This window comes from Christiangramia sp. (genome assembly GCF_029937855.1).
In the GTDB taxonomy this organism is placed as follows: domain Bacteria; phylum Bacteroidota; class Bacteroidia; order Flavobacteriales; family Flavobacteriaceae; genus Christiangramia.
Genome location: NZ_JAPYPC010000020.1, coordinates 34202 through 58789, shown reverse-complemented (window position 1 = coordinate 58789; position 24588 = coordinate 34202). Strand labels below are relative to the sequence as shown.

Annotated in this window: 25 protein-coding genes; 10 read left to right on the top strand and 15 right to left on the bottom strand. The window is 37.6% G+C overall.

The window, feature by feature from the left end:
* Window positions 1-95 (top strand): DUF1456 family protein (locus Q1K34_RS11465; protein ID WP_300438822.1); only part of this gene is annotated, 95 nt, incomplete at its 5' end.
* Between the two features lie 76 nt (window positions 96-171).
* Here the strand turns inward: Q1K34_RS11465 and ettA are convergent.
* From ettA to Q1K34_RS11450, 3 genes are all read right to left on the bottom strand, one after another.
* Complete coding sequence (ettA, locus tag Q1K34_RS11460; RefSeq protein WP_300438766.1) at window positions 172-1863, bottom strand: energy-dependent translational throttle protein EttA; 1692 nt, start codon at window positions 1861-1863, stop codon at window positions 172-174.
* Between the two features lie 66 nt (window positions 1864-1929).
* A complete protein-coding gene (locus Q1K34_RS11455) occupies window positions 1930-2409 on the bottom strand; it encodes a DinB family protein (protein WP_300438763.1) in 480 nt (159 codons plus the stop codon).
* A gap of 12 nt (window positions 2410-2421) precedes the next feature.
* Entirely contained in the window at window positions 2422-2601 is a 180-nt protein-coding gene (locus Q1K34_RS11450; RefSeq protein ID WP_300438760.1) for a CAL67264 family membrane protein, read from the bottom strand.
* A 187-nt stretch (window positions 2602-2788) separates the two neighbouring features.
* On the opposite strand from Q1K34_RS11450, the gene Q1K34_RS11445 reads away from it, so the two are divergent.
* From Q1K34_RS11445 to Q1K34_RS11435, 3 genes are all read left to right on the top strand, one after another.
* Window positions 2789-4417, top strand: coding sequence for an acyl-CoA carboxylase subunit beta (locus Q1K34_RS11445; protein WP_300438756.1), 1629 nt, complete (start codon window positions 2789-2791; stop codon window positions 4415-4417).
* A gap of 3 nt (window positions 4418-4420) precedes the next feature.
* On the top strand, window positions 4421-6058 hold the full coding sequence (locus Q1K34_RS11440; protein ID WP_300438753.1) for a M1 family metallopeptidase: 1638 nt from the start codon (window positions 4421-4423) through the stop codon (window positions 6056-6058).
* Between the two features lie 82 nt (window positions 6059-6140).
* Entirely contained in the window at window positions 6141-6563 is a 423-nt protein-coding gene (locus tag Q1K34_RS11435; RefSeq protein WP_300438750.1) for a DoxX family protein, read from the top strand.
* 13 nt (window positions 6564-6576) lie between these two features.
* On the opposite strand, the gene Q1K34_RS11430 is transcribed toward Q1K34_RS11435, so the two are convergent.
* The 8 genes from Q1K34_RS11430 to holA all read right to left on the bottom strand — a co-directional run bounded on the left by Q1K34_RS11430 (window position 6577) and on the right by holA (window position 14131).
* A complete protein-coding gene (locus Q1K34_RS11430) occupies window positions 6577-7908 on the bottom strand; it encodes a M24 family metallopeptidase (RefSeq protein WP_300438747.1) in 1332 nt (443 codons plus the stop codon).
* Window positions 7909-7920: 12 nt separating this feature from the next.
* Complete coding sequence (locus Q1K34_RS11425; protein WP_300438744.1) at window positions 7921-9018, bottom strand: AMP-binding protein; 1098 nt, start codon at window positions 9016-9018, stop codon at window positions 7921-7923.
* Between the two features lie 191 nt (window positions 9019-9209).
* Entirely contained in the window at window positions 9210-10163 is a 954-nt protein-coding gene (locus tag Q1K34_RS11420) for a CPBP family intramembrane metalloprotease (protein WP_300438742.1), read from the bottom strand.
* A gap of 9 nt (window positions 10164-10172) precedes the next feature.
* Window positions 10173-11207, bottom strand: coding sequence for an o-succinylbenzoate synthase (locus Q1K34_RS11415; RefSeq protein ID WP_300438739.1), 1035 nt, complete (start codon window positions 11205-11207; stop codon window positions 10173-10175).
* 9 nt (window positions 11208-11216) lie between these two features.
* The gene (locus Q1K34_RS11410) at window positions 11217-11408 is read right to left on the bottom strand and encodes a four helix bundle protein (protein ID WP_300438736.1); all 192 of its coding nucleotides are present in this window, start codon (window positions 11406-11408) and stop codon (window positions 11217-11219) included.
* Window positions 11409-11448: 40 nt separating this feature from the next.
* Window positions 11449-12129: a metal-dependent hydrolase gene (locus Q1K34_RS11405; protein ID WP_300438733.1), complete on the bottom strand. Its 681-nt coding sequence runs from the start codon at window positions 12127-12129 to the stop codon at window positions 11449-11451.
* 92 nt (window positions 12130-12221) lie between these two features.
* Entirely contained in the window at window positions 12222-13124 is a 903-nt protein-coding gene (gene menA, locus Q1K34_RS11400) for a 1,4-dihydroxy-2-naphthoate octaprenyltransferase (RefSeq protein ID WP_300438730.1), read from the bottom strand.
* 2 nt (window positions 13125-13126) lie between these two features.
* On the bottom strand, window positions 13127-14131 hold the full coding sequence (gene holA / locus Q1K34_RS11395) for a DNA polymerase III subunit delta (protein WP_300438727.1): 1005 nt from the start codon (window positions 14129-14131) through the stop codon (window positions 13127-13129).
* A gap of 83 nt (window positions 14132-14214) precedes the next feature.
* Between holA and Q1K34_RS11390 the strand changes: the two genes are divergently transcribed.
* The 4 genes from Q1K34_RS11390 (at window position 14215) to Q1K34_RS11375 (ending at window position 17823) form a co-directional block, all read left to right on the top strand.
* Window positions 14215-14664, top strand: coding sequence for a type I restriction enzyme HsdR N-terminal domain-containing protein (locus tag Q1K34_RS11390; protein WP_300438724.1), 450 nt, complete (start codon window positions 14215-14217; stop codon window positions 14662-14664).
* Window positions 14661-15659 carry a glycosyltransferase family 2 protein gene (locus Q1K34_RS11385; RefSeq protein WP_300438721.1) on the top strand — a complete coding sequence of 333 codons (999 nt, stop codon included), beginning with the start codon at window positions 14661-14663 and terminating at the stop codon, window positions 15657-15659. The genes Q1K34_RS11390 and Q1K34_RS11385 overlap by 4 nt, the downstream gene beginning before the upstream one ends.
* A gap of 90 nt (window positions 15660-15749) precedes the next feature.
* Complete coding sequence (locus tag Q1K34_RS11380) at window positions 15750-16595, top strand: OmpA family protein (RefSeq protein ID WP_300438719.1); 846 nt, start codon at window positions 15750-15752, stop codon at window positions 16593-16595.
* A gap of 127 nt (window positions 16596-16722) precedes the next feature.
* Window positions 16723-17823, top strand: coding sequence for a hypothetical protein (locus Q1K34_RS11375; RefSeq protein WP_300438716.1), 1101 nt, complete (start codon window positions 16723-16725; stop codon window positions 17821-17823).
* 171 nt (window positions 17824-17994) lie between these two features.
* Here Q1K34_RS11375 and Q1K34_RS11370 read toward each other — a convergent pair whose 3' ends face one another.
* From Q1K34_RS11370 to Q1K34_RS11355, 4 genes are all read right to left on the bottom strand, one after another.
* The gene (locus Q1K34_RS11370; RefSeq protein ID WP_300438713.1) at window positions 17995-18831 is read right to left on the bottom strand and encodes an alpha/beta hydrolase; all 837 of its coding nucleotides are present in this window, start codon (window positions 18829-18831) and stop codon (window positions 17995-17997) included.
* Window positions 18832-18937: 106 nt separating this feature from the next.
* Window positions 18938-19558: an L-threonylcarbamoyladenylate synthase gene (locus Q1K34_RS11365; RefSeq protein ID WP_300438710.1), complete on the bottom strand. Its 621-nt coding sequence runs from the start codon at window positions 19556-19558 to the stop codon at window positions 18938-18940.
* Window positions 19559-19617: 59 nt separating this feature from the next.
* Window positions 19618-19830: a DUF2945 domain-containing protein gene (locus Q1K34_RS11360; protein WP_300438708.1), complete on the bottom strand. Its 213-nt coding sequence runs from the start codon at window positions 19828-19830 to the stop codon at window positions 19618-19620.
* A 243-nt stretch (window positions 19831-20073) separates the two neighbouring features.
* On the bottom strand, window positions 20074-22395 hold the full coding sequence (locus Q1K34_RS11355; RefSeq protein ID WP_300438705.1) for an ATP-dependent helicase: 2322 nt from the start codon (window positions 22393-22395) through the stop codon (window positions 20074-20076).
* A gap of 155 nt (window positions 22396-22550) precedes the next feature.
* Here Q1K34_RS11355 and Q1K34_RS11350 point away from each other — a divergent pair, with 155 nt between their 5' ends.
* Together Q1K34_RS11350 and Q1K34_RS11345 are read left to right on the top strand one after the other, a co-directional pair.
* Window positions 22551-23087: a DsrE family protein gene (locus Q1K34_RS11350; protein WP_300438702.1), complete on the top strand. Its 537-nt coding sequence runs from the start codon at window positions 22551-22553 to the stop codon at window positions 23085-23087.
* Between the two features lie 36 nt (window positions 23088-23123).
* A complete protein-coding gene (locus Q1K34_RS11345; protein ID WP_300438820.1) occupies window positions 23124-24374 on the top strand; it encodes an amidohydrolase in 1251 nt (416 codons plus the stop codon).
* Window positions 24375-24588 lie beyond the last annotated feature (214 nt).

Here is a 24588-nt window from a genome sequence, read left to right as displayed (position 1 = left end):
ATGAGAAATATATGGAATGTGGAGACCAGTTCTTAAGAAATTTTCTGGACGGCCTCATCATTCATCTTCGTGGCCCAATGCCGAAGAAGAAGTAAGACTTTAGACAAAAAAATAAAGGGAGTTAAAAATTAATATTTTTCAACTCCCTTTTAGTTTTATGAAAATTGGCACTTAACGCACCAGCTTCTTATATTTAATACGCTTCGGCATAATATCTCCTCCAAGACGTTTCTTTTTATTCTCCTCATAGTCTGAAAAACTTCCTTCGAAGAAATACACCTGGGAGTCACCTTCAAAAGCCAGGATATGAGTACAAATTCTATCCAGGAACCAACGGTCGTGAGAAATAACCACCGCACAACCGGCAAAATTATCTAAACCTTCTTCTAAGGCTCTCAATGTGTTTACATCTAAATCGTTGGTAGGCTCATCCAGAAGCAATACGTTTCCTTCTTCCTTTAAAGTCATGGCTAAATGCAGTCGGTTTCTTTCACCTCCTGAAAGCATATTTACTTTCTTATTTTGCTCACTTCCGCTGAAATTGAATCTACTCAAATAGGCTCTCGAATTTACCTGTCTACCGCCCATCATGATTAATTCCTGTTCATCGCTAAAGTTTTGCCAGATGGTTTTTTCCGGATCAATATTCGAATGACTTTGATCCACATAAGCAATCTTTGCAGTTTCACCAACGCTAAAACTTCCTTTATCTGGCTCCTCTTCGCCCATGATCATTTTGAAAATGGTGGTTTTACCAGCACCGTTCGGCCCAATAATTCCCACAATTCCAGCCTGCGGAAGATTAAATTGAAGATCCTCATAAAGCAATTTATCTCCAAAAGCCTTACTAACTCCATTAGCCTCGATTACATTGGTTCCCAGACGTGGACCGTTTGGAATATAAATTTCCAGCTTCTCGTCCATCTGTTTTTGATCCTGACTCAACAACTTATCATAATTCTTAAGTCTGGCTTTCTGCTTGGACTGTCGCCCTTTAGGACTCATTCTGGACCATTCCAGCTCTCGCTCCAATGTTTTTTGACGTTTACTCGCCTGTTTTTGTTCCTGAGCCAGTCTTTTAGATTTTTGATCCAGCCATGAAGAATAGTTCCCTTTCCAGGGAATACCTTCTCCTCTATCAAGTTCAAGGATCCAACCCGCGACATTATCTAAAAAGTAACGGTCGTGCGTTACAGCGATTACAGTTCCCTTATATTGAGCTAAATGATGCTCTAACCAATGAACCGATTCTGCATCAAGGTGGTTGGTGGGCTCATCAAGCAACAAAACATCAGGTTCCTGAAGTAAAAGTCGGCAAAGTGCCACTCTCCTTCTCTCTCCTCCTGACAGCACAGAAATTTTCTTGTCAGGTTCAGGAGTCCTTAAAGCATCCATAGCAATCTCCAGTTTGGTGTCAAGTTCCCAGGCATTGCTGGCATCTATCTTATCCTGAAGTTCTGCCTGCTTATCCATAAGCTTCTGCATCTTATCTGCATCCTCATAAACTTCTGGAAGGCCAAACATATCGTTAATCTTATTATATTCATCCAGAATAGCAACTGTTTCAGCAACCCCTTCTTTTACAACTTCCAGTACGGTCTTTTCTTCATCAAGTTCCGGCTCTTGCTCTAACATTCCAACGCTATAGTTAGGGGAAAACACTACATCGCCCTGGTAATTTTGGTCGCGCCCGGCGATAATATTCAATAAAGTAGATTTACCAGATCCATTAAGACCCAGAATTCCAATTTTAGCGCCATAAAAAAAACTGAGGTATATATTCTTTAGAACAGGCGTATTCGCATTTTTAAAAGTTTTGGTAACTCCAGACATGGAAAAGATTACCTTATTATCGTCTGCCATATATTTTTAAATTTTGTTTTTTAATACTAATTTGAGATTGCAAATATCCTGAATTTTTCAGAGAAATCAATTATCATAAACTCCCAATAATCTCTGAATTAATAGCAATTGCCCGGTATGATACGCGGTATGCTCAATTACTAGTAATACTTCACGCAACAGGCTATGCTCCTCTGAATTTTTTACCGGTTTATTCAGGTCATTTTTAGGATCCAGAATATAATCCTTAAACAACCTACGGTCTTCAAAATATTCAGCTATTAGATCTTCCCATTCCTCCTCGTCATCTGGCGCTGGTTTTTCCGGCCAGTAATCATCGGGCCAGTTATGTGTTTTATAATTTGCAGAAATAGTATATTCCAGAATATCTTTTTGCGCAAAAGCAATATGAAAAAACACCTCATAAAATGAATAAGGCAAAGCTTCCGGTCTCACTCCAATTTTATCAAAAGGGATCGCATCCAGAAAACTTTCAATTGAAGCATACGCCAGGCCGCCTTCCAAATGTTTGACTAATTGTTTTCTTTGTTCTTCTTCTACTTTCATCTCTCTTAATAATTAAACCCTTCCTTTCAAAGCATTAAATACCCAGGATATAAAGAAAAATCCTATTCCTGTTACCGAAAAACCTATTGCATAATCTATATATTTCAACACCCCTAAAAGTATCAGGGCGGTTCCTACAAGAAATATTAAAAATGATGCCCATCCAAAAATGGAATTTTTGTTCATTGCCATGAATTCTGTTTTATAACAAATATCGGCTAATTTTTTATTGATTCTTTTAAAGCATAGAATTGATGTGATTTTGTATTTTAGCGGAAACCCATTTCTGGATTGAAATTCATAATATTTCTTCAGAAATCAGATTAATTTATAATTAATCACATTAAAACAATCGAATTCTTATAAATAGTTCAAAATAATGGATATCAACTTCAATAAAAATGATGATCATAATAAGCTTCTAGTTTCATCCTTTAGGCAAAAACTTGCCAAAGTGAAATTGGGAGGTGGTGAAAAGAGAATTGAAAAACATCATGCCAAAGGAAAGATGACCGCGCGAGAGCGCATTGATTTTCTTTTAGACGATAAGGAAAAATCAATAGAGATTGGTGCCTTTGCCGGAGAAGGAATGTATAAGGAACATGGTGGCTGCCCAAGTGGAGGTGTTGTGGTAAAAATTGGATATGTTTCTGGAAAGCAATGTATCGTTGTTGCTAACGATGCCACGGTGAAAGCCGGAGCCTGGTTCCCTATTACGGGTAAAAAGAACCTCCGCGCTCAGGAAATAGCGATCGAGAATAAACTGCCCATTATTTATCTTGTAGACAGTGCTGGTGTTTTCTTACCAATGCAGGATGAGATATTTCCAGATAAGGAGCACTTCGGAAGAATTTTCAGAAATAACGCGGTGATGAGCAGTATGGGAATTACCCAAATCGCCGCGGTAATGGGAAGTTGTGTAGCAGGAGGTGCTTATCTTCCTATCATGAGTGATGAAGCATTGATCGTAGAAAAAACCGGGAGTATCTTTTTAGCGGGAAGCTACCTGGTTAAGGCAGCTATTGGTGAATCTATAGATAATGAAACTTTAGGAGGAGCTACAACACATTCAGAAATTAGCGGAGTGACCGATTATAAGGCTAAAGATGATAAAGATGCCTTAACAAAGATCCAGAATATCATGGATAAAATCGGTGATTTTGATAAAGCTGGATATAGCCATAAAAAACCGGCCAAACCGAAAGAAGATCCTAAAGACATCTACGGAATCCTTCCAAAAAAGAGAAGTGACCAATATGATATGCACAAGATCATTGAAAGACTTGTGGATGATTCAGAATTTGAAGAATATAAAGAAGGTTACGGACAAACCATTATTACAGGTTATGCCAGAATAGATGGCTGGGCTGTCGGAATTGTGGCAAATCAGCGTAAGATCGTAAAGACCCAAAAAGGAGAAATGCAGTTTGGTGGAGTGATCTATTCAGATTCTGCAGATAAGGCTACCCGTTTTATCGCAAATTGTAATCAGAAAAAAATTCCCCTCGTATTCCTACAGGATGTAACCGGATTTATGGTAGGCAGCAAAAGTGAACATGGTGGAATTATTAAAGACGGTGCTAAAATGGTGAATGCCGTTAGTAATTCTGTAGTTCCAAAATTCACCATTATAATAGGAAATTCCTACGGCGCCGGAAATTATGCTATGTGTGGAAAAGCGTACGATCCAAGGCTTATCGCGGCATGGCCAAGTGCAGAACTGGCGGTAATGGGAGGAACCCAGGCTGCAAAAGTACTTGCACAAATAGAAACTGCTTCCCTATCAAAAAAAGGAGAAAAAGTAGACGAAAAGAAAGAAAAGGAAGTTTTCGAAAAAATGAAAGCCCGGTATGATGAGCAAACCTCTGCTTATTATGCCGCAGCAAGATTATGGACAGATGCTATCATTGATCCTCTGGATACCAGAAAATGGATATCTATGGGGATTGAAGCAGCCAACCATGCTCCTATTGAAAAAGATTTCAACATGGGCGTAATTCAGACTTGATTTATGAAAAAAATATTTTTTTGCATTACCGCATTTTTATTTGCGGCAAATATCAATTCTCAAATAGTAGGTTCCAACCATTCCAACTATACCGAAGCGGATACCTTAAGAGGTTCACTTAGGCCTGAACGCACCAATTTCGATGTTCAGAAATATCATTTAAAGCTTAAAATTGAACCGGAAAAGCAATTTATTTCTGGATCAAATACGATCAAATTTAAAGTACAGGAAGATTTACCTGTGATGCAGCTGGATCTTTTTAAGAATATGAAGATTGATTCTATAATTCATGGAAAGAAGTCATTAGCCTATGATCGCAAACATAATGCTGTATTTATTGAATTTGAAGATGCTTTAAAAAAAGGATCTTTAGATTCTATTCATTTCTATTATCACGGAAATCCTCTTATAGCTAAAAATGCACCCTGGGATGGAGGTTTTGTATGGACGCAAGATGAAGAAGGAAATCCCTGGGTAGGCGTGGCAGTCCAGGGAACAGGGGCCAGTCTTTGGTATCCCAATAAAGATCACCAGAGTGATGAGCCGGAAGAAGCGCAAATGGATATCGCTGTCCCTAACGGACTCATGAATGTCTCCAATGGAAGATTAATAGCTGAAAAAGATCTTGGGAATGGCTTCACCGAATGGCGCTGGAAGGTGGTGCACCCCATAAACAACTATAACATAATGATCAATATTGGGAATTACACCCATTTTTCAGATACCTACCAAGACCTTGATCTGGATTATTATGTATTGCCTTACAATCTTGAAAAAGCGAAAAAACAATTCGGTGAAGTTAAGGATATGATGGCCTGTTTTTATGAAAAAATGGGGCCTTACCCATTCCAGAAAGATGGTTTTAAACTGGTGGAAACACCTTATCTAGGGATGGAGCACCAGAGTGCTGTGGCTTATGGAAACCAGTATAAAAAAGGATATTTAGGTAATGATCTATCCGGGACCGGCGTGGGCCTAAAATGGGATTTTATTATTATCCACGAATCCGGCCACGAATGGTATGGCAATAGTATTACCGCCAAAGATATAGCTGATATGTGGATACATGAAGGATTCACAAGCTATACGGAAGCTATTTATATTGAATGCAGATGGGGGAAAGAAGATGCTTTGAAATACCTCAAGGGAATAAGACAGAATATCTCCAATGCCAATAGTATTATTGGCGATTATGGGGTAAATGCAGAGGGATCTGGCGATATGTATTATAAAGGCGCTAATCTTTTAAACATGATTAGAAGCATCTATAATGATGATGAATTGTGGTGGAATACTCTAAGAGATTACACGGAAACTTTTAAACATCAAACGATCACCACCAATGATACTGAAGATTTTTTCAATCAGGCTACAGAGGTTGATTTAAAACCGGTTTTTCAGCAATATTTAAGGAATGCTTCATTACCCGTTCTTCAGCTAAAACAAGGGGATGACCAGATATTGTACCGATGGAAAGCTGATGTTACCGATTTCAAAATGCCCGTAGACGTTTTCATTGATGAAGAAGAAATTAGACTACATGTAACTTCTGAGTGGCAATCCTACAAAACCGGAGAAGAATTAGATGAGCTGGTGGTTAATGATTTTGAATTCTATATTGAGAGCGAGATAGTGCAATAATTAGTCCTGTCGAGACTAAAATTCCAGCTTCATCATTTCTATATTATATTGATTTTTAGTAAATTAATGTAAATTTTCTATTATGTTAAGTATAAAATCACTTAATAAGTGGGCCAATGCACATACTTATTACTGGTTAGATGTATTGAGGGTGGCGCTGGGGGTTTTCTTTTTCATTAAGGGGATTAATTTTATTTCCCAAACAGAGACACTTGTTCAATTAATTGAACCTCTTAAAGGTTTTGGAGGAACGATGCTGGTTGTTCATTATGTCGCATCAGCGCATCTTGTAGGCGGAATTTTAATTGCTTTCGGATTACTTACCAGATGGGCTTTGATCGCTCAATTGCCAATTTTACTGGGAGCAATTCTCATTAATTTTGTGGGGGTTATGAATGCTTCTAACCTAATTCTGGCACTTATTGTATTTGCTTTTACTATTTTCTTTATTTTCTATGGTTCCGGAAAACATTCCGCAGACTATATGATGAAAATGGGATATTAGGCCTTACTTTTTATTAATTCTCTACTTCTTCCGAAGGGATTAGTATAAGATCCCTTTGCCTGCCATTTACATATCTAAAGCCGTCTTCTCCCCAAAAGCCTGCCTCTTCCAGCATGATCCTAATGCTTTTATTCCATTCAGAAATCTCAACTTCAGTATTAAGTTCTATGGCATAAACCGTATTTTCATATAATGGATAATCACCAGCACCGGGCACCCCTTCCTGTTGATCCCACATTCCTATAGTAGGACCGGCAGAATGCCCATACAGGCCAAGCGGATGCGTATATATGGAGGCTTTCAATCCTTCTTTTTGTGCTTCTTCCAGGCTTTGATGTAAGATTTCATTACCACTTAAACCGGTTTTGAAATTAGAAGTAAGAATATCCTGTAGTTTATTTCCTTTATCCAAAGCTTGCTGAAGAAATTCCGGGGCTTCAATTTCATCATTCTTTAAGACATAAGCCATTTGCTGGCAATCGGTATTTAACCGAAGATAGGTAACTCCAAAATCACAATGCAAAAGATCACCGGGAAGAATTACACTACTACCTTTTTCATCTGAAAACGCTGTGATATGATCTACCAGCTCTTCTTCATTTCTCTGAATATCTACCGTAGGATGAAACCAGGTTTCCAATCCAAGCTCCGTAACTTTCTGCCGCATCCACCAAACCACATCATCTGTGGTTGTCACTCCAGGCTGAATAACTTCTAAACTGAAAGCTTCTGCAATAATATCATGGGTGAGTTCTACCAGAGAGCTATAAATCACCATTTCCCGGAGTGTCCTCGTTTCTATCCATCCTACCGACAAATCTTCGGCAGATGTAATTCTACTTTTATATTCCTCGGGTAGTGCGGTAATAAATTCATCATAGTCGGTTTTGACCAGTCCATCTGCGATTCCAAAATTTTCTGAAATATTCAGGGCAATCTTTCCTGGATCACGATCTTTGATAATGTCAATAAGAGCCTGCCATTGATCTGGTTGCTTTTCCTTATTCCAGGCAGATTCAATATTTTCACCAATATTATATCTGGCAATAGCCAGTTTTTCAATAGTATCCTGAGCGGGTGGTTTATAAAAAACCAATATAGTTCTGCGTCTTGCATTTAACCAGGTTGCCGGCAGCATAGTCCTTAAAACCGGGTCTTCATTATATTCCCTAGAGATCAGGATCCACATATCAACATCGGTTCTACCCATAAGTTCTGGTAAAACTTCATTGAAGCGTTCTGCCAGGATCTGGTCTACAACTTTAGCTCTCTCACGTTCTTCGAGGATTTGGCTTTGTATTTTGTTAATACTCAAAAGCACTAAAAGCAGGAGTATTTTTTTCATGTATGTTATGCTTTAACTCACCTTACTTTTCAGGGTATGTTCCCGGTGAATTTTTCCGTTTGGAGTTTCTTCGAATTTTTCCACAAGATAAATCTTCTTAGGTCTTTCATATTTATCCAGCGATTTTAAATCATCAATAGACTTTTTAAGATGATCCAGGGTTTCTTCAGAAAAATCATCTTCTACAAAAAGAACTAATTTCTCACCCAGGGAATCGTCCGGCATGGAAGTTATAAAGAACCGGTGATCCAGTATTTTATTGATCTTTCTCTCGATCTCCTCGGGATACAATTTTATACCTCCTGAATTAATGACGTTATCATATCTACCTTTCCAGATAAATTTCTTGTAGGTAATAATTTCTACCACATCATTGGTAATTATTTCCTGCTCCAGAATATTTGGTGCTTTTATGATCAGGCAACCCCTCTCATCCTGTGCTATACTAATACTGGGAAGCAATTTAAAAGCCTTACCTGGTTTTTTCTTTTTAACAGGGTTTAATCTTCTGGCAGCGATATGACTGCAGGTTTCGGTCATTCCATAAGTTTCATAGATCTTAGCATCTACTTCCGCTAGCATCTTAACAATTCTTGGAGAAACCACTCCACCACCAATAATCATTTTTTTTACCAGATGAAGGCGTGCAATAGAATTATCTAATTGAAAAGGTGTCATTGCAGAAAAGTCATAGACTTTAAAAACCTGATCAAGCGGATTTGAAGATGGTGGAACTGTATCCAATTGCCATCCCAGGAACATCGCCCTTACCAGCATCATTTTACCGGCAATATATTCTGCAGGCAGACACATCAAAGCTTTGGTATGAGCGGGTAGCTTAAAAAATTTAGAGGTAGCCAAAGCAGAATTGATCATATGCTGCTTTTGCAAGCGTATCTTTTTGGGTTTCCCTGTAGAGCCAGATGTGCTAACCTCAATAAAAGAAGTTGACTTTAGCCAATCTAAAAGAAAACTTCCTATTTGTTGTTCGAATGGCTCTCCTTCCTTGATATAACTATAAGCCACTTCTTTTAGTTCTGCATTGGTAAAGTAGCGTTTGTTAAGTCGAAAATGAGGATGGGTTTCAGGAATTTTATACTTATTTGTCATATTTCAGTCCAAGTTGATAAATAACTGATTACTGAAAGTTAACAATTTGTAATGAATTTTTTAAATTTCTTCTGAAACATTTATGAGATATGGCTATTACACCATTTACAGGATTGTTGAAAACTTCGAAAATCAGCATTCAAATCACCATATTTCAAGTCTTCCGAAAATCGGAAATAGATTATTACAATTCAGTTTAAAAATTTTTCATTCTGCACATGTATAATTTCAGGCTTCTCCACTCTTCCGAATAACTTTTCCTTCCAATTGGTCCACTTATACTTTTTGGCCATGATAAAAAGAAATAAAGGATATATTCCCAGAACCGGAATTAGAACATCCCAGCCTGCAGAAGGTTCAGAAATATCTTTAAAGATTGAATTAGTTTGAAATGCGGTCCAGTCGGCAGTCACCAGTAATGCAGTTAAAAGGTTATTTGCAGCATGGAATCCCAGCGAAAGTTCGATCCCTTCATCCATCAGGGCCATGATACCCAGCATAAATCCGGTACCTATATAATAAATCATAATAATGTTACCCAGTTTGGTCACTTCAGGATTAAAAAAATGGAGTCCGCCAAATATTATAGAGGTAATTACCAGTGGCAACCACCTGTTTCTTGCCAGAACACCTATCCCCTGCATTAAATAACCCCTAAAGAAGTATTCTTCAAAACTGGTTTGAAGAGGTACAAAAATAACCGCTATTACTAATAAAATTAGAAATGGCTTCAACTCGAAATTCCACTGATAATCCTGCGGATTACTATAATAATCCCCTACTGTAGTAATAATTATGAACACACTTACCAATGCAAAAGCAAACCAGAATCGGCTCCAATCTATTTTATTTCTAGAAGTGGTGAGCGATCGCAAAGTTTGGCCGTGAACCTGTTTAACTGCGATAAATAAAAATCCCAGCGCTATTGCAAAAGATAACAACATAAGAAACAGGAAATAATTAGAATCTAAGGCTGTCATCATCTGGCTTTCAGTTAATGTTACCGTTTCAGCCACGCCCAGCTCCATAAAAAGTGCTACGGTCAATGGAATCTGACCTATAAAAACTCCTGCCAGCACCATGATTACACCTATGATATATCTCCAGAAATCGTGTTTATAATTAAACGCCTGTGCTATAAACATATATTATATTTAAATTTTTATTTCCCACTCCCTGGCAGGATTATATTGAATTTGCCCATTTTTCACCTCTAGCGGAGACTCAAAGTTATTGGTATATAAACTTCCGGTTCCCAGGCCTTGCGGCAAATCTGAATCTAATGTAAAGGTAAATTGTGAAATCGCATTAAGACCTATATTACTTTCCAACGCACTGGTAATCCACCATTTTACTCCTTTTTTATCACACGCTTTTATCCATTCATTAGTGCCCTTAAAACCACCGATCAAACTAGGCTTAAAAATGGCATATTGAGGCGCAATTGTTTGTATAAGGTTTTCCTTTTCTGTTACATTGGTAAGCCCAATAAGTTCTTCGTCCAAAGCAATTGGAAGTGGAGTTTTCTTACAAAGTATTGTCATTTCTTCTATTTGTCCCTGCCTTATAGGTTGCTCTATACTGTGTAATTTAAGCCGGGAAAGCAGATCGAGTTTCTTCAGCGCATCTTGTGGTGAAAAAGCACCATTGGCATCCACTCTTAATTCAATTTCATCTTCTGAAAAATTACTGCGTATGGCTTTTAGAAGATCCAGTTCAGTCTCAAAATCTATAGCTCCAATTTTTAGTTTAATACAATTGAACCCCTGCTCTATCTTTTCTGAAATTTGCTCCTTCATAAACTGCTTATCTCCCATCCAGATAAGACCGTTTATGGGAATCGCTTTCTTACCTGAAGTAAATTCAGAAGGAAATAATAAGAAAGGGGTTTCAGCTTTTAAGCTTTTAAATGCCATCTCTACTCCAAACTGAATGCTTGGAAATTCCCTTAGCTCTTCCCAAAGCATTTCAGCGCCCATATTGATATTATTACACACCCATTTTAATTTCTCTTCATAATCTGGGCGATCATCATAACTCAGGCTTCTCAGAATTCCACATTCACCTATTCCGAAGTTATTTCCATCTGAAATTTTTAAAAACCAGGTTTCTTTTTCAGTAAGAACGCCCCGGGAAGTTCCGCTGGGGCGTTTAAATTTGAGTATATACTTTTTATAAGATGCTGTCATATTAGAATCTTAGAATTCTTGATATTTAGACGCCCTAGAAGCTCCTTCAGAAATATTGGACGGTATAGAAACACTTGATCGTCTTAGCTGGGTTATTAGCCCGAATCTTTCAGATGCTGGAAAATCAAAAGTTACTTCATAAATATCCTTGCAAAATTCCCGACTTTGTTTCCAAATTTCTAATTCTTTTAATCTGTGCATTTCTTATAGTCCAGTGTTCTAAGTGATCTGAAAATCCAGTTTAAAGTTCTATTGATTCACCAATATCCAGCAACATCAAATCCTTCCCTTTTTCATAAAATTTCTTTTTTGCCTCTTCATGATCTATTTCAATATAACCGAAAGTATCATAGTGGCAGCCAATAATTTTATCACATTCTATAAAATCACTAGCAATAATGGCATCTTCCACACCCATGGTAAAATTATCTCCAATAGGTAAAACCGCGATATCGAGCTTGGTATGAAGCGGGATTAATTTCATGTCCATCGTTAATGCTGTATCCCCGGCAATGTAAATATTTTTATGTTCTCCTTCAATTACGAATCCGCCGGGTTGCCCGCCATAACTTCCATCTGGGAACGAACTGGTGTGAATAGCATTTACATATTTTACTTTTCCAAATTCAAAATCCCAGCTTCCGCCGTGATTCATAGGATGTACTTCAAAGCCTTTGTCTTCGTAATGATTAGCAATTTCAAAATTACTTACGATTACCGCTCCGGTATTTTTAGCGATGGCTTCAGCATCTAAAATATGATCCTGATGGGCGTGAGTAAGCAAGATATAATCAGCTTTTAGATCGTTGATATCCACCTTATCCTTGGAAAGATCATTTCCGGTAATAAATGGATCTATTATAACATTACTATCCCCTATCTCCAATCCAAGGCTGTTCTGACCATAAAAAGTAATTTTCATAATTTAAATTTTTCGGTTTTCTTAAAAATAAGGATTCACATAAAAACCTGCTGAATGCCTCATATATAATTTTGTTAAACTTGTTCTGAGAATCACCAAATCAGGCCAAGGGCAAAAAGCAGTGCAATACCAAAAGTAGAGAGTGCTACAATTTTTAATTCAGGATCGAGTTCTCTGGGATCTTCATTTACCACTACTCGTTTTAAATGAAAAATTAGGGGAATAAACCCTAATAGATAAATAAAATCATTAAGCTCTGATGAGGTTATCGCGGAGTAAATTAACAAACAAAACAAGGCTCCAAGAATAAGTGCATAATGATAATCTTTCCCTTTTTTATCACCCATCTTAACCACCAGGGTAATTTTACCGGCTTTTTTATCTGAAATACGATCCCTTAAATTATTTAAATTTAGAACAGCTACACTTAAAAGCCCCATAGAAATGGCAGGAAAGAGGCTAATAATCTCATGGTCGTGACTATACAGATAGTAGGAGCCGTACACCGCGACCAAACCAAAAAATAAGAAGACAAATAAATCTCCCATTCCTTTATAGCCATAGGCCGAATTTCCCACTGTATATTTAATCGCAGCCACAATCGCGGCAACTCCCAGAATAAAAAATATTAATGCAGAAAACAGTTTTTCACTTCCAAATGATGCATAAATTAGAAGTACTGCCAGAAGCAACGTAGCAGCAGCGGTAATTACCATGGCCTGCAACATATCTTTTTGGGTGATCAAACCACTTTGAATCGTTCTGGCTGGTCCAATCCTATCTTCATTATCGGTTCCCTTAACACCATCCCCATAATCATTGGCAAAATTGGAAAGAATTTGTAAACCAAGGGTTGTCCCCAGTGCCAAACTAAATATGGCTAAATCAAAATAGCCATTGTAGGCGGCTATGCTACTGCCCACGAGGATTCCGGAAATTGATAACGGGAGAGTTCTGAGTCTTGCGGCATTTAACCAGGAGGAAATTCTACTCATTTTTAATGCATTATTTTAACCAGAAGTTCTTTCAATAAATCTCCCTGTGACACATTTGTCGCCCCTACCCCTTTGCTTTTTACGTCTGTTTCCTGAAGCAAACTTATGGCATGACTTACTTTCTTCATAGGATAATTCCTGGCAGCGGTTACGTAATCACTCACAAAATACGGACTCACTTTTAATTGTTTGGCCACAGCTCCCTTCGATTTGTCATTTAATCCATGATATTGTAGAATCTGAGAAAAATAAGAAAACAGTAAGGAAATGGTAACCACCATAGGATTATCTTTAGGATTCTGTGAAAAATAATTCACGATGCGATGTGCCTTTAAAGAATCTTTTTCCCCAATTGCCTTTCTTAACTCGAAATTATTGAAATCTTTACTTATTCCTATATTTTCTTCAATGATTTCCGGACTTATCGTAGTTCCACCGGGACAAATTAACTGAAGCTTTTCAAGTTCATTATCGATTTTTCCAAGATCGGTTCCCAAAAATTCTACCAGCATCTGGGCTGCTTTTGGGGAAATAGAATAACCTCTGCTTTTTAAATTTTTAGTGATCCAATCTCCCACCTGATTCTCATACAATCGCTTTCCTTCAAAGATCACCCCCGCTTTATCTATAGTTTTATAGAGTTTTTTACGCTTATCGATCTTTTTGTATTTATAACAAAGGACAAGTACAGTGGTAGGCTGCGGGTTTTCGGCATAATCAACCAGCTTTTCTATAGTTCTGGATAGATCCTGGGCCTCTTTAACGATCACCACCTGTCTTTCAGCCATCATAGGATACCGCTTGGCATTACTAACAATTTCATCGATACTGGTATCTCTTCCATAGAGCAGCATTTGGTTAAAGCCGCGTTCTTCTTCAGACAAGACATTGTCTTCAATAAAGTCTGAAATCTTATCTATATAATAAGATTCCTCGCCCATGAGGAAATAAATAGGCTTAATATTTCCCTTTTGAATGTCACTAACAATCTGTCTGGCTTCGTCCATACGAAATTATGCGGGGGTTTATGCTGAAAGAAATCTAAACAAGTAACTTGCAAGCCTGTAATATTGTTTATTACTTTTGAAGTATGCAAAAATTGAATTTCCCTCAATATTCATTTCGGTTCAAAAATAATCAAAATAAAATAGCTGTTTTTGATGATCTCAGGAAAAAATTCGTGATCCTTACACCGGAAGAATGGGTGCGCCAACATTGCGTGAAATTTTTGCAAACCGAAAAGAATTATCCCCTCAGCCTGATCAATGTTGAAAAACAACTTAAAATTGCCGGTCTTACAAAAAGATATGATATCGTTGTTTTTGAGCCAGATGGAAACATTCAATTAATTGTGGAATGTAAAGCACCTAAAATAAAAATCACCCAGGAAACTTTTGACCAGATTGCGCGTTACAATTTAAGCCTGCAGGCAAATTTTTTAATGGTCACCAACGGAATGGCTCATTATTTTTGTAAAATGGATTATGAAAATAAAAATTATATTTTCTTAAATGATATTCCTGAATATTCCAGAGCATGAAAATAGCAGTCGTTATATTAAACTGGAATGGCAAGTATCTGCTGAAAGAATTTTTACCTTCGGTAATCACCTATTCCAAAGAAGCTACGATTTATGTGGCCGATAATGCTTCGAGCGATGGTTCAGTAGAATTTTTAAAAAGGGAGTTTCCAGAAGTAAAAATCATTCAGAATAAAAGGAATGCTGGTTATGCAGGCGGGTATAATCTGGCTTTAAAATCGGTAAATGAACCTTTATATATTCTATTGAATAGTGATGTGGAAGTTACCGAAAACTGGTTAAAACCAATTATAGAAGTCTTTGAGAAAGAGCCTGACACGGCTGCAATACAGCCAAAAATCCTGGATTATAAAAAAAGAGATCATTTTGAATATGCTGGTGCTGCCGGGGGATATATTGATAAGTATGGATACCCTTTTTGCCGGGGAAGAATTTTTCAGGAACTCGAAGAAGATCATGGACAGTACAATGAAGATCAATATATTTTCTGGGCGAGTGGAGCTTGTTTAGCTATTAGAGCAGAAGTTTTTGATAAATTAGGAGGTTTAGACGAAGATTTCTTCGCCCATCAGGAAGAAATAGATCTGTGCTGGAGGCTTCTTAACCAGGGATATAAGATCAAATATATTGGCAACTCCAGTATTTTCCACGTGGGCGGCGCCACTTTGCAGGAAATGAATCCTAAAAAAACCTTTTTCAACTTCAGAAATGGCCTTTTTCTTCTTTTAAAGAATGTAGATCCTTCCCGATTATATTATGTTCTATTCATACGCATGATCCTGGATGGAGTTGCCGGGTTTAAGTTTATTTTTGAAGGAAAATTCAATCATTTCTTTGCCATATTAAGAGCTCATGGCAGCTTTTACAGGCAGTTTGGAAAGATGCATAAAAAAAGGCCGCAAGAATTCATCTTCAGAAAATACTATCTGATTTCTTCCGTTGTATATGAACATTTTATACTGAAAAAAAACAGGTTTCATGAGCTTAAAAAATAAATAAAAAAGGAAATGTTAAAATAGCTTTCCAGCTTACTAATTTTTTGATATTTTTGGCTCACCTAACAATTTAAATTTAAGAAACAAGTTATGAGAAAATTCATGCTTTTGTCGGCAACAGCTGCCATTTTGCTTTCTTCTTGTGTTTCACAGAAAAAATACAACGAACTGGAAACCAAGCAAAGAGAAACACAGGATCAATTAAATACCGCTACGGTTAAATTGAACTCTTGCCTGGATGAAAAAGGTAGAATGACTGAGACTATCTCCAGATTAAATAATACAAATGCTGCATTGTTAAATAATGTAGGAGATCTTGCTACCCTTTCTAAGAAAGAAGCTGAGAACCTTGAACGTTCTTTAGAGAGCATTAAAGAAAAAGATCTTGCTATTCGTTCTATGCAAGATGCTTTAAACAAGAAAGATTCGGTAACCCTTGCACTTGTAACCAGCCTTAAAGGAGCTCTAGGAAATATGAGTGATGAAGATATCGAGATCAATGTTGAAAAAGGTGTTGTTTACGTATCTATTTCAGATAAACTTTTATTTGATAGTGGTCGTTACAATATTACACCACGTGCAAAAGAAGTACTTGGAAAAGTTGCAACTGTAGTAAAAAACAAACCAAATATTGAATTTATGGTAGAAGGTCACACAGACAATAAACCAATTAGCACTTCAATGTTTGAAGACAACTGGGATCTAAGTGTAAAACGTGCTACTTCGGTAGTACGGGTTCTTCAGGATGATTTTGGTGTGGAACCAGCTCGTATGACTGCTGCAGGTAGAAGTTATTATATTCCTGTTGCCTCGAACGAAACTGCTGAAGGCAGAGCTAAAAACAGAAGAACAAGAATCGTAGTTCTTCCTAAATTAGATCAGTTCTATAGCATGATTGAAGAAGGAATGGAGAAAGCGACTTCCGGAGAGGAATAAGCATTCGATTTTTATGATAATTGAAAAGCCTCACAAATGTGGGGCTTTTTTATTTTTACTATTTTAAATATTCATTTTCAGTATTTTGTATTATTTTTGAGTATCCCTACACCTAAACATTGAGCGTATGAAGAAGACAGGAATAGGTATCTGGTGTTGTGGTATGTTATTAATTATCTTTGCTTTACAATCCTGCTCGAAAGAAAAAATTGGTTTAGAAGATCAGAAGAAAAATCCTATAACTTCTCAAAAAAGTTTCTCTCCAATATCCAAAAGTTTCTATTCTGAACCAGAATTGGTAACTTATTCGCTAAGCAACAGGTTCTATGATGAATCACTTGTTGCAACTCCTTGTGAAGCCACAGAGTTTGGAAATGTACTTTCCGGATATTTCGAAGATCTTCTCAAGGACCCCCTATTCAATTTTGAACTTTTAAATTATTACTTAGAACTTAACAGGAAATATGTCACTTATTATGTGGGTGATAATTATTACGGGGAAGACGGAGAATTTAATCAACTGGGTAAAAAAAGAATGCGGGAACTTACCAAATTCTGGAATTTAAATCGTGAAATTATATTAAATGGTCAGCATACTGCTTTTCTTAACGACAGGGAAATTCTTACAGATATGATAGAAAGTTTTGACAGATCGGTACGGAATCGTGAGGAAGCTTATGCAAAAGCTGATCTCCTGCTTGCTTTTAATGAATCTTCACCAAACTTTCCAGAAAATCCATATTTCGCATTCGATGCATTTACAAAATCTAATGGATTACTGGTTATTGGTGATGGACTTTTAAAGAGTATTACCGATATTGGAATTGATAGTAAACTGGCATTTACAGCAGTTCTTGCCCATGAATGGTGGCACCAGGCCCAATTTGAATATGATGAAGAATGGGACTATATAGATCAATTCTCAAATTCTGCTGAAATTTCTAAATTTTCAGAATTAGAAGCTGATTTTGCAGCCGCCTATTTTCTAGGCCACAAACGAGGAGCTACCTATAACTGGAAACGGCTCGAAGAATATTTTAGACTATCTTTTAATGTAGGAGATTGCCTCACACAAAGTCCTTCCCATCACGGGACTCCCCAGCAAAGACTTTTAGCTGCAAAATTCGGTTATGAACTGGCAGATTCTGCTCAAAAAAAAGGTTTTATTTTAAGCCCTTCTGAGGTTCATTCTGCTTTTCTAGAATTTTACGAAGCCATGGGTATATAAAATAAGCATGCCCCATTAAATGTTGATATTTTCATTCACTCATCTCCGGTTGAAGAAACTAGACCGCTTCGCTTTTAGATATTAGAAGTTAGACCGGGACTTCACTTCCTGATAAACAAAGCTGATGTTATCGCAAAGACCTCCTACTTTTTTTAGGCAGACTCCTTTATTTTATGATTTTAAAAAGTCCAGTAAAATCTTATTGAATTCTGCAGTGTGAGTCAATACAAGTCCATGTGGAGCTTCTTCGATTACATGATATTCACAATCCGTGATCATATCGGCACTTTTCTTTCCTGAAATTTCTATAGGCACAATTTGATCTGCATCACCGTGCACAACTAAAGTTGGTATATCAAATTTCGTTAAATCTTCCCTAAAATCAGTCAGACCAAAAGAATCAATACATTCCAGGGTAGCATTTGAAGAACCTCTACAGGCAATAGACCAGTAGTAATCGGCCATTTCCTCACTTATTCTATCCCCCACTTTTTCAAAATTCACAAATTTCTTTCCGAAGCCTTTTAAAAATCCTGGGCGATCTTTTTTTATTTCCTCTTTAAAACCTTCAAAAACATCTTTCTCAAGTCCATCTGGATTGTCATCTGTTCGGAGCATAAAAGGCGGTACCGCAGAAATTAATGCAGCTTTAGATAAATTAGCAGTTCCGTATTTTCCAATATATCGTGCTACTTCTCCTCCACCCATGGAAAAACCAACGATAGTCGTTTCAGACAATCCCAATTTGGTTATTATATCGTTAAGGTCCTTTGCAAGACTATCATAGTCATAATTGGTCCAGGGTTTATCACTATCTCCAAAACCTCTTCTATCATAGGCAATACACCTGTAACCAGCTTCCACTATTGTATTAATCTGATATTCCCACATCCGGTGGCTCAAAGGCCAGCCATGAATTAGAATTACAGGTTTTCCTTCTCCGTAATCTTCATAATACAATTTGATGTTTCTTTCTTTTTCCTTACTTGTAGTTTCTATAAAACTCATAACAAATCTATTTTTCACTTAAAATATGATTGTTAATCCTTTTTATAAAATATAAGATATACTTTAATACGCAATTAACTAGAAATGCAGGGATTTTAGCAGGTTTTTACATTATTTCGATACTTCCCTTACCTTCTCTAATTACTTGGGGAGTTTCAGTGGTAAGATCAATAACAGTAGAAGGTATATTATCACCATAGCCACCATCGATGACGATGTCTACCAGATGATCCCATTTTTCTTTTATAAGTTCAGGATCAGTTCCATACTCCAGAACCTCATCATCGTCTCTTATAGATGTAGACACAATCGGGTTACCAAGCCCTGCCACAATAGCTTTGCAAATGTTATTATCTGGCACGCGTATTCCTACCGTTTTTTTCTTTTTAAAAACATTAGGAAGGTTATTCCCCCCTGGCAAAATAAAAGTGTATGGTCCCGGGAGGCAGCGTTTTAAAATTTTAAAAGTTGCAGTGTCTATTTGCTTTACATAATCTGAAAGATTACTCAAATCTTCGCAAACAAAAGAAAAATTAGCTTTTTCTAATTTTACATTTTTGATCTGTGCGATCTTTTCCAATGCAGAAACATTAGTAATATCGCAACCCAAGCCATAAATGGTATCTGTAGGATAAATAATCAGTCCCCCATTCCGAAGGCTTTCAACTATCTTATTTATATGCTTGGGAGCGGGATTTTCGTCGTAAACACGCAGTAATTCAGCCATGATATTATTTTTAGTATTACTAATTTACAATTTTTAAGGAAAGCTTTGAACAAATAAACTTAATCTGCCTTATCAACTTCACTTTCCAGCTTTAATACTTTGCTGCCATCTTCCTGTTCTATAAATAATGCTTTATTACCTTCTTTTCCATCCCGGGTAATCTCGCTCCCCTCTATATGTTTTGTTATTTTCTTAGTATAAGTAGAAACTACTTTTCCTTTTGCTGTTCCATTTCCCCACTTCCATCTTACAATACTGCCTTCTCTAATCATTTTTTCTTTTCAAGATATAAAATAACTTATAGTTGCAGAGTATTATTACCCTCACAGTATCACTTTTAAAAGATTTTTAACAAGTTCTAAATTTAGATAAATAATCAAATAAAAAAAGAGACCTGATTCAGGTCTCTTAAAAACTTTGTTTTTGTTTGATTTTTGAACTTTAAATAATCGGTAGGGCTTTCTTTAAAGCTCGATGCAATATATGTAAAATTTACATTTTTACAAATTACCGATTTAAGAAAGTACCTTAAGCTTGGCAAAACGCAAAAGAAGTTTTTTAATTCCGCCTTTGTCAAAATCAATTTCGGCCTTTCTATCCTGCCCCACGCCTTCTAACTTCAATACTTTACCTTTTCCAAACCGCATGTGTTCTACTTCATTACCCTCAGAAAGATCTAATGTATTCCGAGCCCTGGAAGGCTCTGGAGAGGCAGGTTTCAATTTTCTAAGTTTTCTTAGTTGCTCTTCTGAAGGTTTATGGGCGGGAGGTGGAGTTCCACTTTTAGGCTTGCTTTGTCTGAGCCTACTTTTATCTACCTCGTCACCAAATATATCGGTGTCTATCAGGGGCTTATATTTATAGTCATCCTGAGGCACCATTAAGTCTAAATATTCCTGGTCTATCTCTTCAATAAAACGACTTGGTTCTGCATCTACTAATTTACCCCAGCGATAACGTGATAAGGTATAGGTTAGGTAGGCCTGTTTTTCTGCCCGGGTAAGCGCCACATAAAAAAGGCGGCGTTCTTCTTCCAGTTCACTCCGCGTATTCATACTCATGGCAGAAGGAAAAAGATCTTCTTCCATACCCACGATATATACAAAGGGAAATTCCAGTCCTTTTGCCAGGTGAATAGTCATAAGTGCTACCCTATCATCGTCTCCAGTGTCGTTGTCAAGATCTGTTGCCAGGGCAACATCTTCCAGGAATTCTGCCAGGGATCCGGTAGCATCGGCAAGTTCTTTCTGACCTTCCACAAAATCCCGGATACCGTTTAATAATTCTTCAATATTCTCAATTCTGGCAATTCCTTCAGGTGTTCCATCTTTTTTTAATTCCTGAACCAAGCCGGTTTTTTTGGTAACAGTTTCCGCAATTTGAAAGGCATCACTGGTTTCATTCATGATTGCAAAACTGCGGATCATATGCACAAAATTCTCCAGTTTGGTTTGCGTTCCCCTGTTGATCTTCAAATCGAGTTTATCCAGATTCTGAATTACCTCGAAGATGGAGCGATTATGCTGATTGGCTGCAATGGCCAATCTATCCATCGTAGTTTGTCCAATTCCGCGGGAAGGATAATTAATAACCCGCTTTAAGGCTTCTTCATCTTTAGGGTTTAAAATAAGCCTTAGATACGCCAGCACATCCTTGATTTCCTTTCGCTGATAAAATGAAAGGCCTCCATAAATCCTATATGGAATATCTTTTTTCCGCAAAGCGTCTTCCATTGCCCTGCTTTGAGCATTGGTACGGTAGAGAATAGCAAAATCACCATTGCCCATCTGGTTTTGCATTTTATTCTCAAAGATAGAACTGGCAACATAACGTCCTTCATCCCCATCGGTAAGCAACCTGTTCACGATAATCTTTGGGCCGTCTTCATTCGCAGTCCAGACGATCTTATCCAACTTTGTTTTGTTCTTATCAATTATAGAATTAGCTGCATTTACAATATTTTTAGAAGACCGGTAATTCTGCTCCAGGCGATACATCTGCACGTTATCATAATCCTTCTGAAAGTTGAGAATGTTATTGATATTCGCGCCACGAAACGCATAAATACTTTGCGCATCATCTCCCACCACACATATATTCTGAAATTTATCTGAAAGTGCTCTTACAATCAAATACTGCGAATGATTGGTATCCTGGTACTCATCCACCAGAATATATTTAAAACGGCTTTGATATTTATGCAGTACTTCCGGAAACCTGTTCAGGAGCTCATTGGTTTTTAGTAAAAGGTCATCAAAATCCATCGCTCCGGCCTTAAAACACCTGTCTACATAGGCCTTATAGATTTCGCCAAGACGTGGTTTTTTAGACATCGCATCAGCCTCCTGAAGTTCGGGATTCTGAAAATAAGCCTTTACGGTAATAAGGCTGTTTTTATAAGAGGATATTCGGTTATAAACCTGCTTGTATTTATAAACATCCTTATCTAGCCTCATTTCCTTAATGATCGCTCTTATCACACTATGGGAATCCTGGGTGTCATAAATGGTGAAATTGGAAGGATATCCTAATTTATCGGCTTCAAACCTCAGAATCTTTGCAAAAACCGAGTGGAAAGTTCCCATCCATAGATTTTTTGCTTCACTGCTGCCCACGATCTTCGAGATCCGCTGTTTCATTTCCCGAGCTGCTTTATTGGTAAAAGTGAGCGAAAGGATATTGAAAGCATCTACCCCCTGATTCATCAGGTAGGCTATTCTATAGGTAAGTACCCGTGTTTTGCCAGAACCCGCCCCGGCAATTACGATCATTGGCCCATCTTTTTGCAGCACCGGAGCCCTCTGTGCATCATTCAATTCAGCTAAATAAGCTTCCAAATTTTCTCCGTTTTTAAAAGCTGAAAGGTAACCAAAATGCATAAAAAAGGAAACCGGATGCTTAGCGTTTTTTAAACAATTAATTTATTGGAAGCCACAAAGAATTATAAATTGATATCTTTAAAATCCAAAATTCAGGATTTACAAAATCATTTATGAAGAAAATATTATTTATCCTGCTTGTTTTACTTTCTTCTGCTTCCTTTTCCCAGCAGTTAGAAGCAGGAAATCTAATCCCGGAGTACGGGAAAACATTTAAAATTGCTTCTCCCGGTTTTAAAACAGATACCAGTGCAGTATTCAAAGTGGTTTTTGATGTGGATAGAAGATTTCAAGCTTCAGAACCAAATGCGCTTATTGAAACGGCTGCAAGATTTCTAAATATGCACGAAAAAGCCGGTGTAGATCCCAAAAATATGCAAGTTGCGTTAGTGATACATGGAAAGGCGGTTTGGGACGTCCTGAAAAACGAATATTACCAGGAAAAGAATCATGAAGTGAGACAGAATCCAAATCTGGATTTAATTGAAGCTCTTTCAGAGGAAGGTGTAGAAATAATTATTTGCGGGCAAAGTGCCACTCATTATAATGTTACCAGGGAGAAAGCAAGCGAAAATGTGAAATTTGCGCTTTCCGCGATGACCGCCTTGGTACAACTTCAAAACAACGGATACCAGTTAATCAAATTTTAAAATATGAATATAAAGAACCTCTTTTTAATTACCGGAATGTTAATTACGTTCCTCACTCAGGCACAGCAGAGCATTACTTCTGAAGCTTTTAAAAATATTGAAGACAAGGTTATTGAATGGCGGAGAGATTTTCATGAGCATCCAGAACTTTCCAACCGTGAATTTGAAACTGCAGAAAAGATCGCTGCACATCTCAATTCCCTGGGTATTGAAACGAAAACCGGGATTGCCAAAACCGGCGTAGTTGGGATTTTGAAAGGTGCTAAACCCGGCAAGACACTGGCTTTAAGAGCAGATATTGACGCGCTGCCAGTAACTGAAAATAATGACCTGCCATTTAAATCTGAAGTGAAAACCGAATTCCTCGGTGCTAAAACGGGAGTAATGCATGCCTGCGGCCATGATACCCATACGGCCATCCTGATGGGCGTGGCCGAGATCCTTTCCCAACATAAGGATAAGATCAACGGAACAATAAAATTTATTTTTCAACCTGCTGAAGAAGGACCGCCACCAGGTGAAGAAGGAGGTGCGGCTTTAATGATCAAAGAAGGTGCTTTAAAAAATCCTGATGTGGATGCAATTTTTGGTCTACATATTAATGCGGCGACGCCGGTAGGAACTATTAAATATAAACCTGAAGGCACCATGGCTGCGGTGGAAAGATTTGTAATAAACGTAAAAGGAAAGCAGGCCCACGGTTCAGCCCCCTGGAGCGGAGTGGATCCCATCCTTATTTCAGCTAAGATCATCGACGGACTTCAGACCATTATTAGCCGGAATGCGGAGCTTACAGAGTCGGCTTCGGTAATCACCGTAGGAAAGATCACCAGCGGGGTTAGGTTCAATATAATTCCTGAAACTGCTGAAATGATTGGTACAGTTAGAACCCTTGATCCTGAAAATAAGAAACTTATTCTTTCCAGAATGAAGGAAATGGTGCCTGCAATTGCCGCGGCGTATGGGGGTGAGGCCACTATAGAAATTCAGAATAATACCGCTATCACTTATAACGATCCCGCGCTTACTGAAATGATGCTCCCGAGCCTTAAAGAAGTTGCCGGGGAAGAAAATGTGAATTTGATGAAAGCGACTACCGGAGGTGAAGATTTCTCTTTCTTTCAGGAAGAAGTACCGGGATTTTATTTTTTCCTGGGAGGAATGCCAGCAAATGCAGAACCCACCAGGCACCACACCCCAGACTTCTTTATTGATGAAAGCGGACTATTACTGGGTGTGAAAGCTATGACCCAACTAAGCCTGGATTATTTAAACCAGAATAAATAAAATCAAAATACTGGCAGTATTCCTCATGCAGATTACCTTCGATTTCTTAGTAACTTCATCAGGAATATTGCCATAATAGCATCATCTAAGGAAGGATTTAGCAGTATCTGATACATTTTTTCCTTCTTGGATAAAGTAGATAACAAATCAACCTCAGCACTAAATATATCACAAAAATTTTGGCTGCTGCTTTCTCATACCATATAGATGAAGT

What these genes read in the sequence shown, in the direction of transcription:
- ettA (WP_300438766.1), bottom strand. Translation starts at nt 1,863, where the DNA reads ATGGCAGACGATAATAAGGTAATCTTTTCCATGTCTGGAGTTACCAAA.
- Q1K34_RS11455 (WP_300438763.1), bottom strand. Translation starts at nt 2,409, where the DNA reads ATGAAAGTAGAAGAAGAACAAAGAAAACAATTAGTCAAACATTTGGAA.
- Q1K34_RS11450 (WP_300438760.1), bottom strand. Translation starts at nt 2,601, where the DNA reads ATGGCAATGAACAAAAATTCCATTTTTGGATGGGCATCATTTTTAATA.
- Q1K34_RS11445 (WP_300438756.1), top strand. Translation starts at nt 2,789, where the DNA reads ATGGATATCAACTTCAATAAAAATGATGATCATAATAAGCTTCTAGTT.
- Q1K34_RS11440 (WP_300438753.1), top strand. Translation starts at nt 4,421, where the DNA reads ATGAAAAAAATATTTTTTTGCATTACCGCATTTTTATTTGCGGCAAAT.
- Q1K34_RS11435 (WP_300438750.1), top strand. Translation starts at nt 6,141, where the DNA reads ATGTTAAGTATAAAATCACTTAATAAGTGGGCCAATGCACATACTTAT.
- Q1K34_RS11430 (WP_300438747.1), bottom strand. Translation starts at nt 7,908, where the DNA reads ATGAAAAAAATACTCCTGCTTTTAGTGCTTTTGAGTATTAACAAAATA.
- Q1K34_RS11425 (WP_300438744.1), bottom strand. Translation starts at nt 9,018, where the DNA reads ATGACAAATAAGTATAAAATTCCTGAAACCCATCCTCATTTTCGACTT.
- Q1K34_RS11420 (WP_300438742.1), bottom strand. Translation starts at nt 10,163, where the DNA reads ATGTTTATAGCACAGGCGTTTAATTATAAACACGATTTCTGGAGATAT.
- Q1K34_RS11415 (WP_300438739.1), bottom strand. Translation starts at nt 11,207, where the DNA reads ATGACAGCATCTTATAAAAAGTATATACTCAAATTTAAACGCCCCAGC.
- Q1K34_RS11410 (WP_300438736.1), bottom strand. Translation starts at nt 11,408, where the DNA reads ATGCACAGATTAAAAGAATTAGAAATTTGGAAACAAAGTCGGGAATTT.
- Q1K34_RS11405 (WP_300438733.1), bottom strand. Translation starts at nt 12,129, where the DNA reads ATGAAAATTACTTTTTATGGTCAGAACAGCCTTGGATTGGAGATAGGG.
- menA (WP_300438730.1), bottom strand. Translation starts at nt 13,124, where the DNA reads ATGAGTAGAATTTCCTCCTGGTTAAATGCCGCAAGACTCAGAACTCTC.
- holA (WP_300438727.1), bottom strand. Translation starts at nt 14,131, where the DNA reads ATGGACGAAGCCAGACAGATTGTTAGTGACATTCAAAAGGGAAATATT.
- Q1K34_RS11390 (WP_300438724.1), top strand. Translation starts at nt 14,215, where the DNA reads ATGCAAAAATTGAATTTCCCTCAATATTCATTTCGGTTCAAAAATAAT.
- Q1K34_RS11385 (WP_300438721.1), top strand. Translation starts at nt 14,661, where the DNA reads ATGAAAATAGCAGTCGTTATATTAAACTGGAATGGCAAGTATCTGCTG.
- Q1K34_RS11380 (WP_300438719.1), top strand. Translation starts at nt 15,750, where the DNA reads ATGAGAAAATTCATGCTTTTGTCGGCAACAGCTGCCATTTTGCTTTCT.
- Q1K34_RS11375 (WP_300438716.1), top strand. Translation starts at nt 16,723, where the DNA reads ATGAAGAAGACAGGAATAGGTATCTGGTGTTGTGGTATGTTATTAATT.
- Q1K34_RS11370 (WP_300438713.1), bottom strand. Translation starts at nt 18,831, where the DNA reads ATGAGTTTTATAGAAACTACAAGTAAGGAAAAAGAAAGAAACATCAAA.
- Q1K34_RS11365 (WP_300438710.1), bottom strand. Translation starts at nt 19,558, where the DNA reads ATGGCTGAATTACTGCGTGTTTACGACGAAAATCCCGCTCCCAAGCAT.
- Q1K34_RS11360 (WP_300438708.1), bottom strand. Translation starts at nt 19,830, where the DNA reads ATGATTAGAGAAGGCAGTATTGTAAGATGGAAGTGGGGAAATGGAACA.
- Q1K34_RS11350 (WP_300438702.1), top strand. Translation starts at nt 22,551, where the DNA reads ATGAAGAAAATATTATTTATCCTGCTTGTTTTACTTTCTTCTGCTTCC.
- Q1K34_RS11345 (WP_300438820.1), top strand. Translation starts at nt 23,124, where the DNA reads ATGTTAATTACGTTCCTCACTCAGGCACAGCAGAGCATTACTTCTGAA.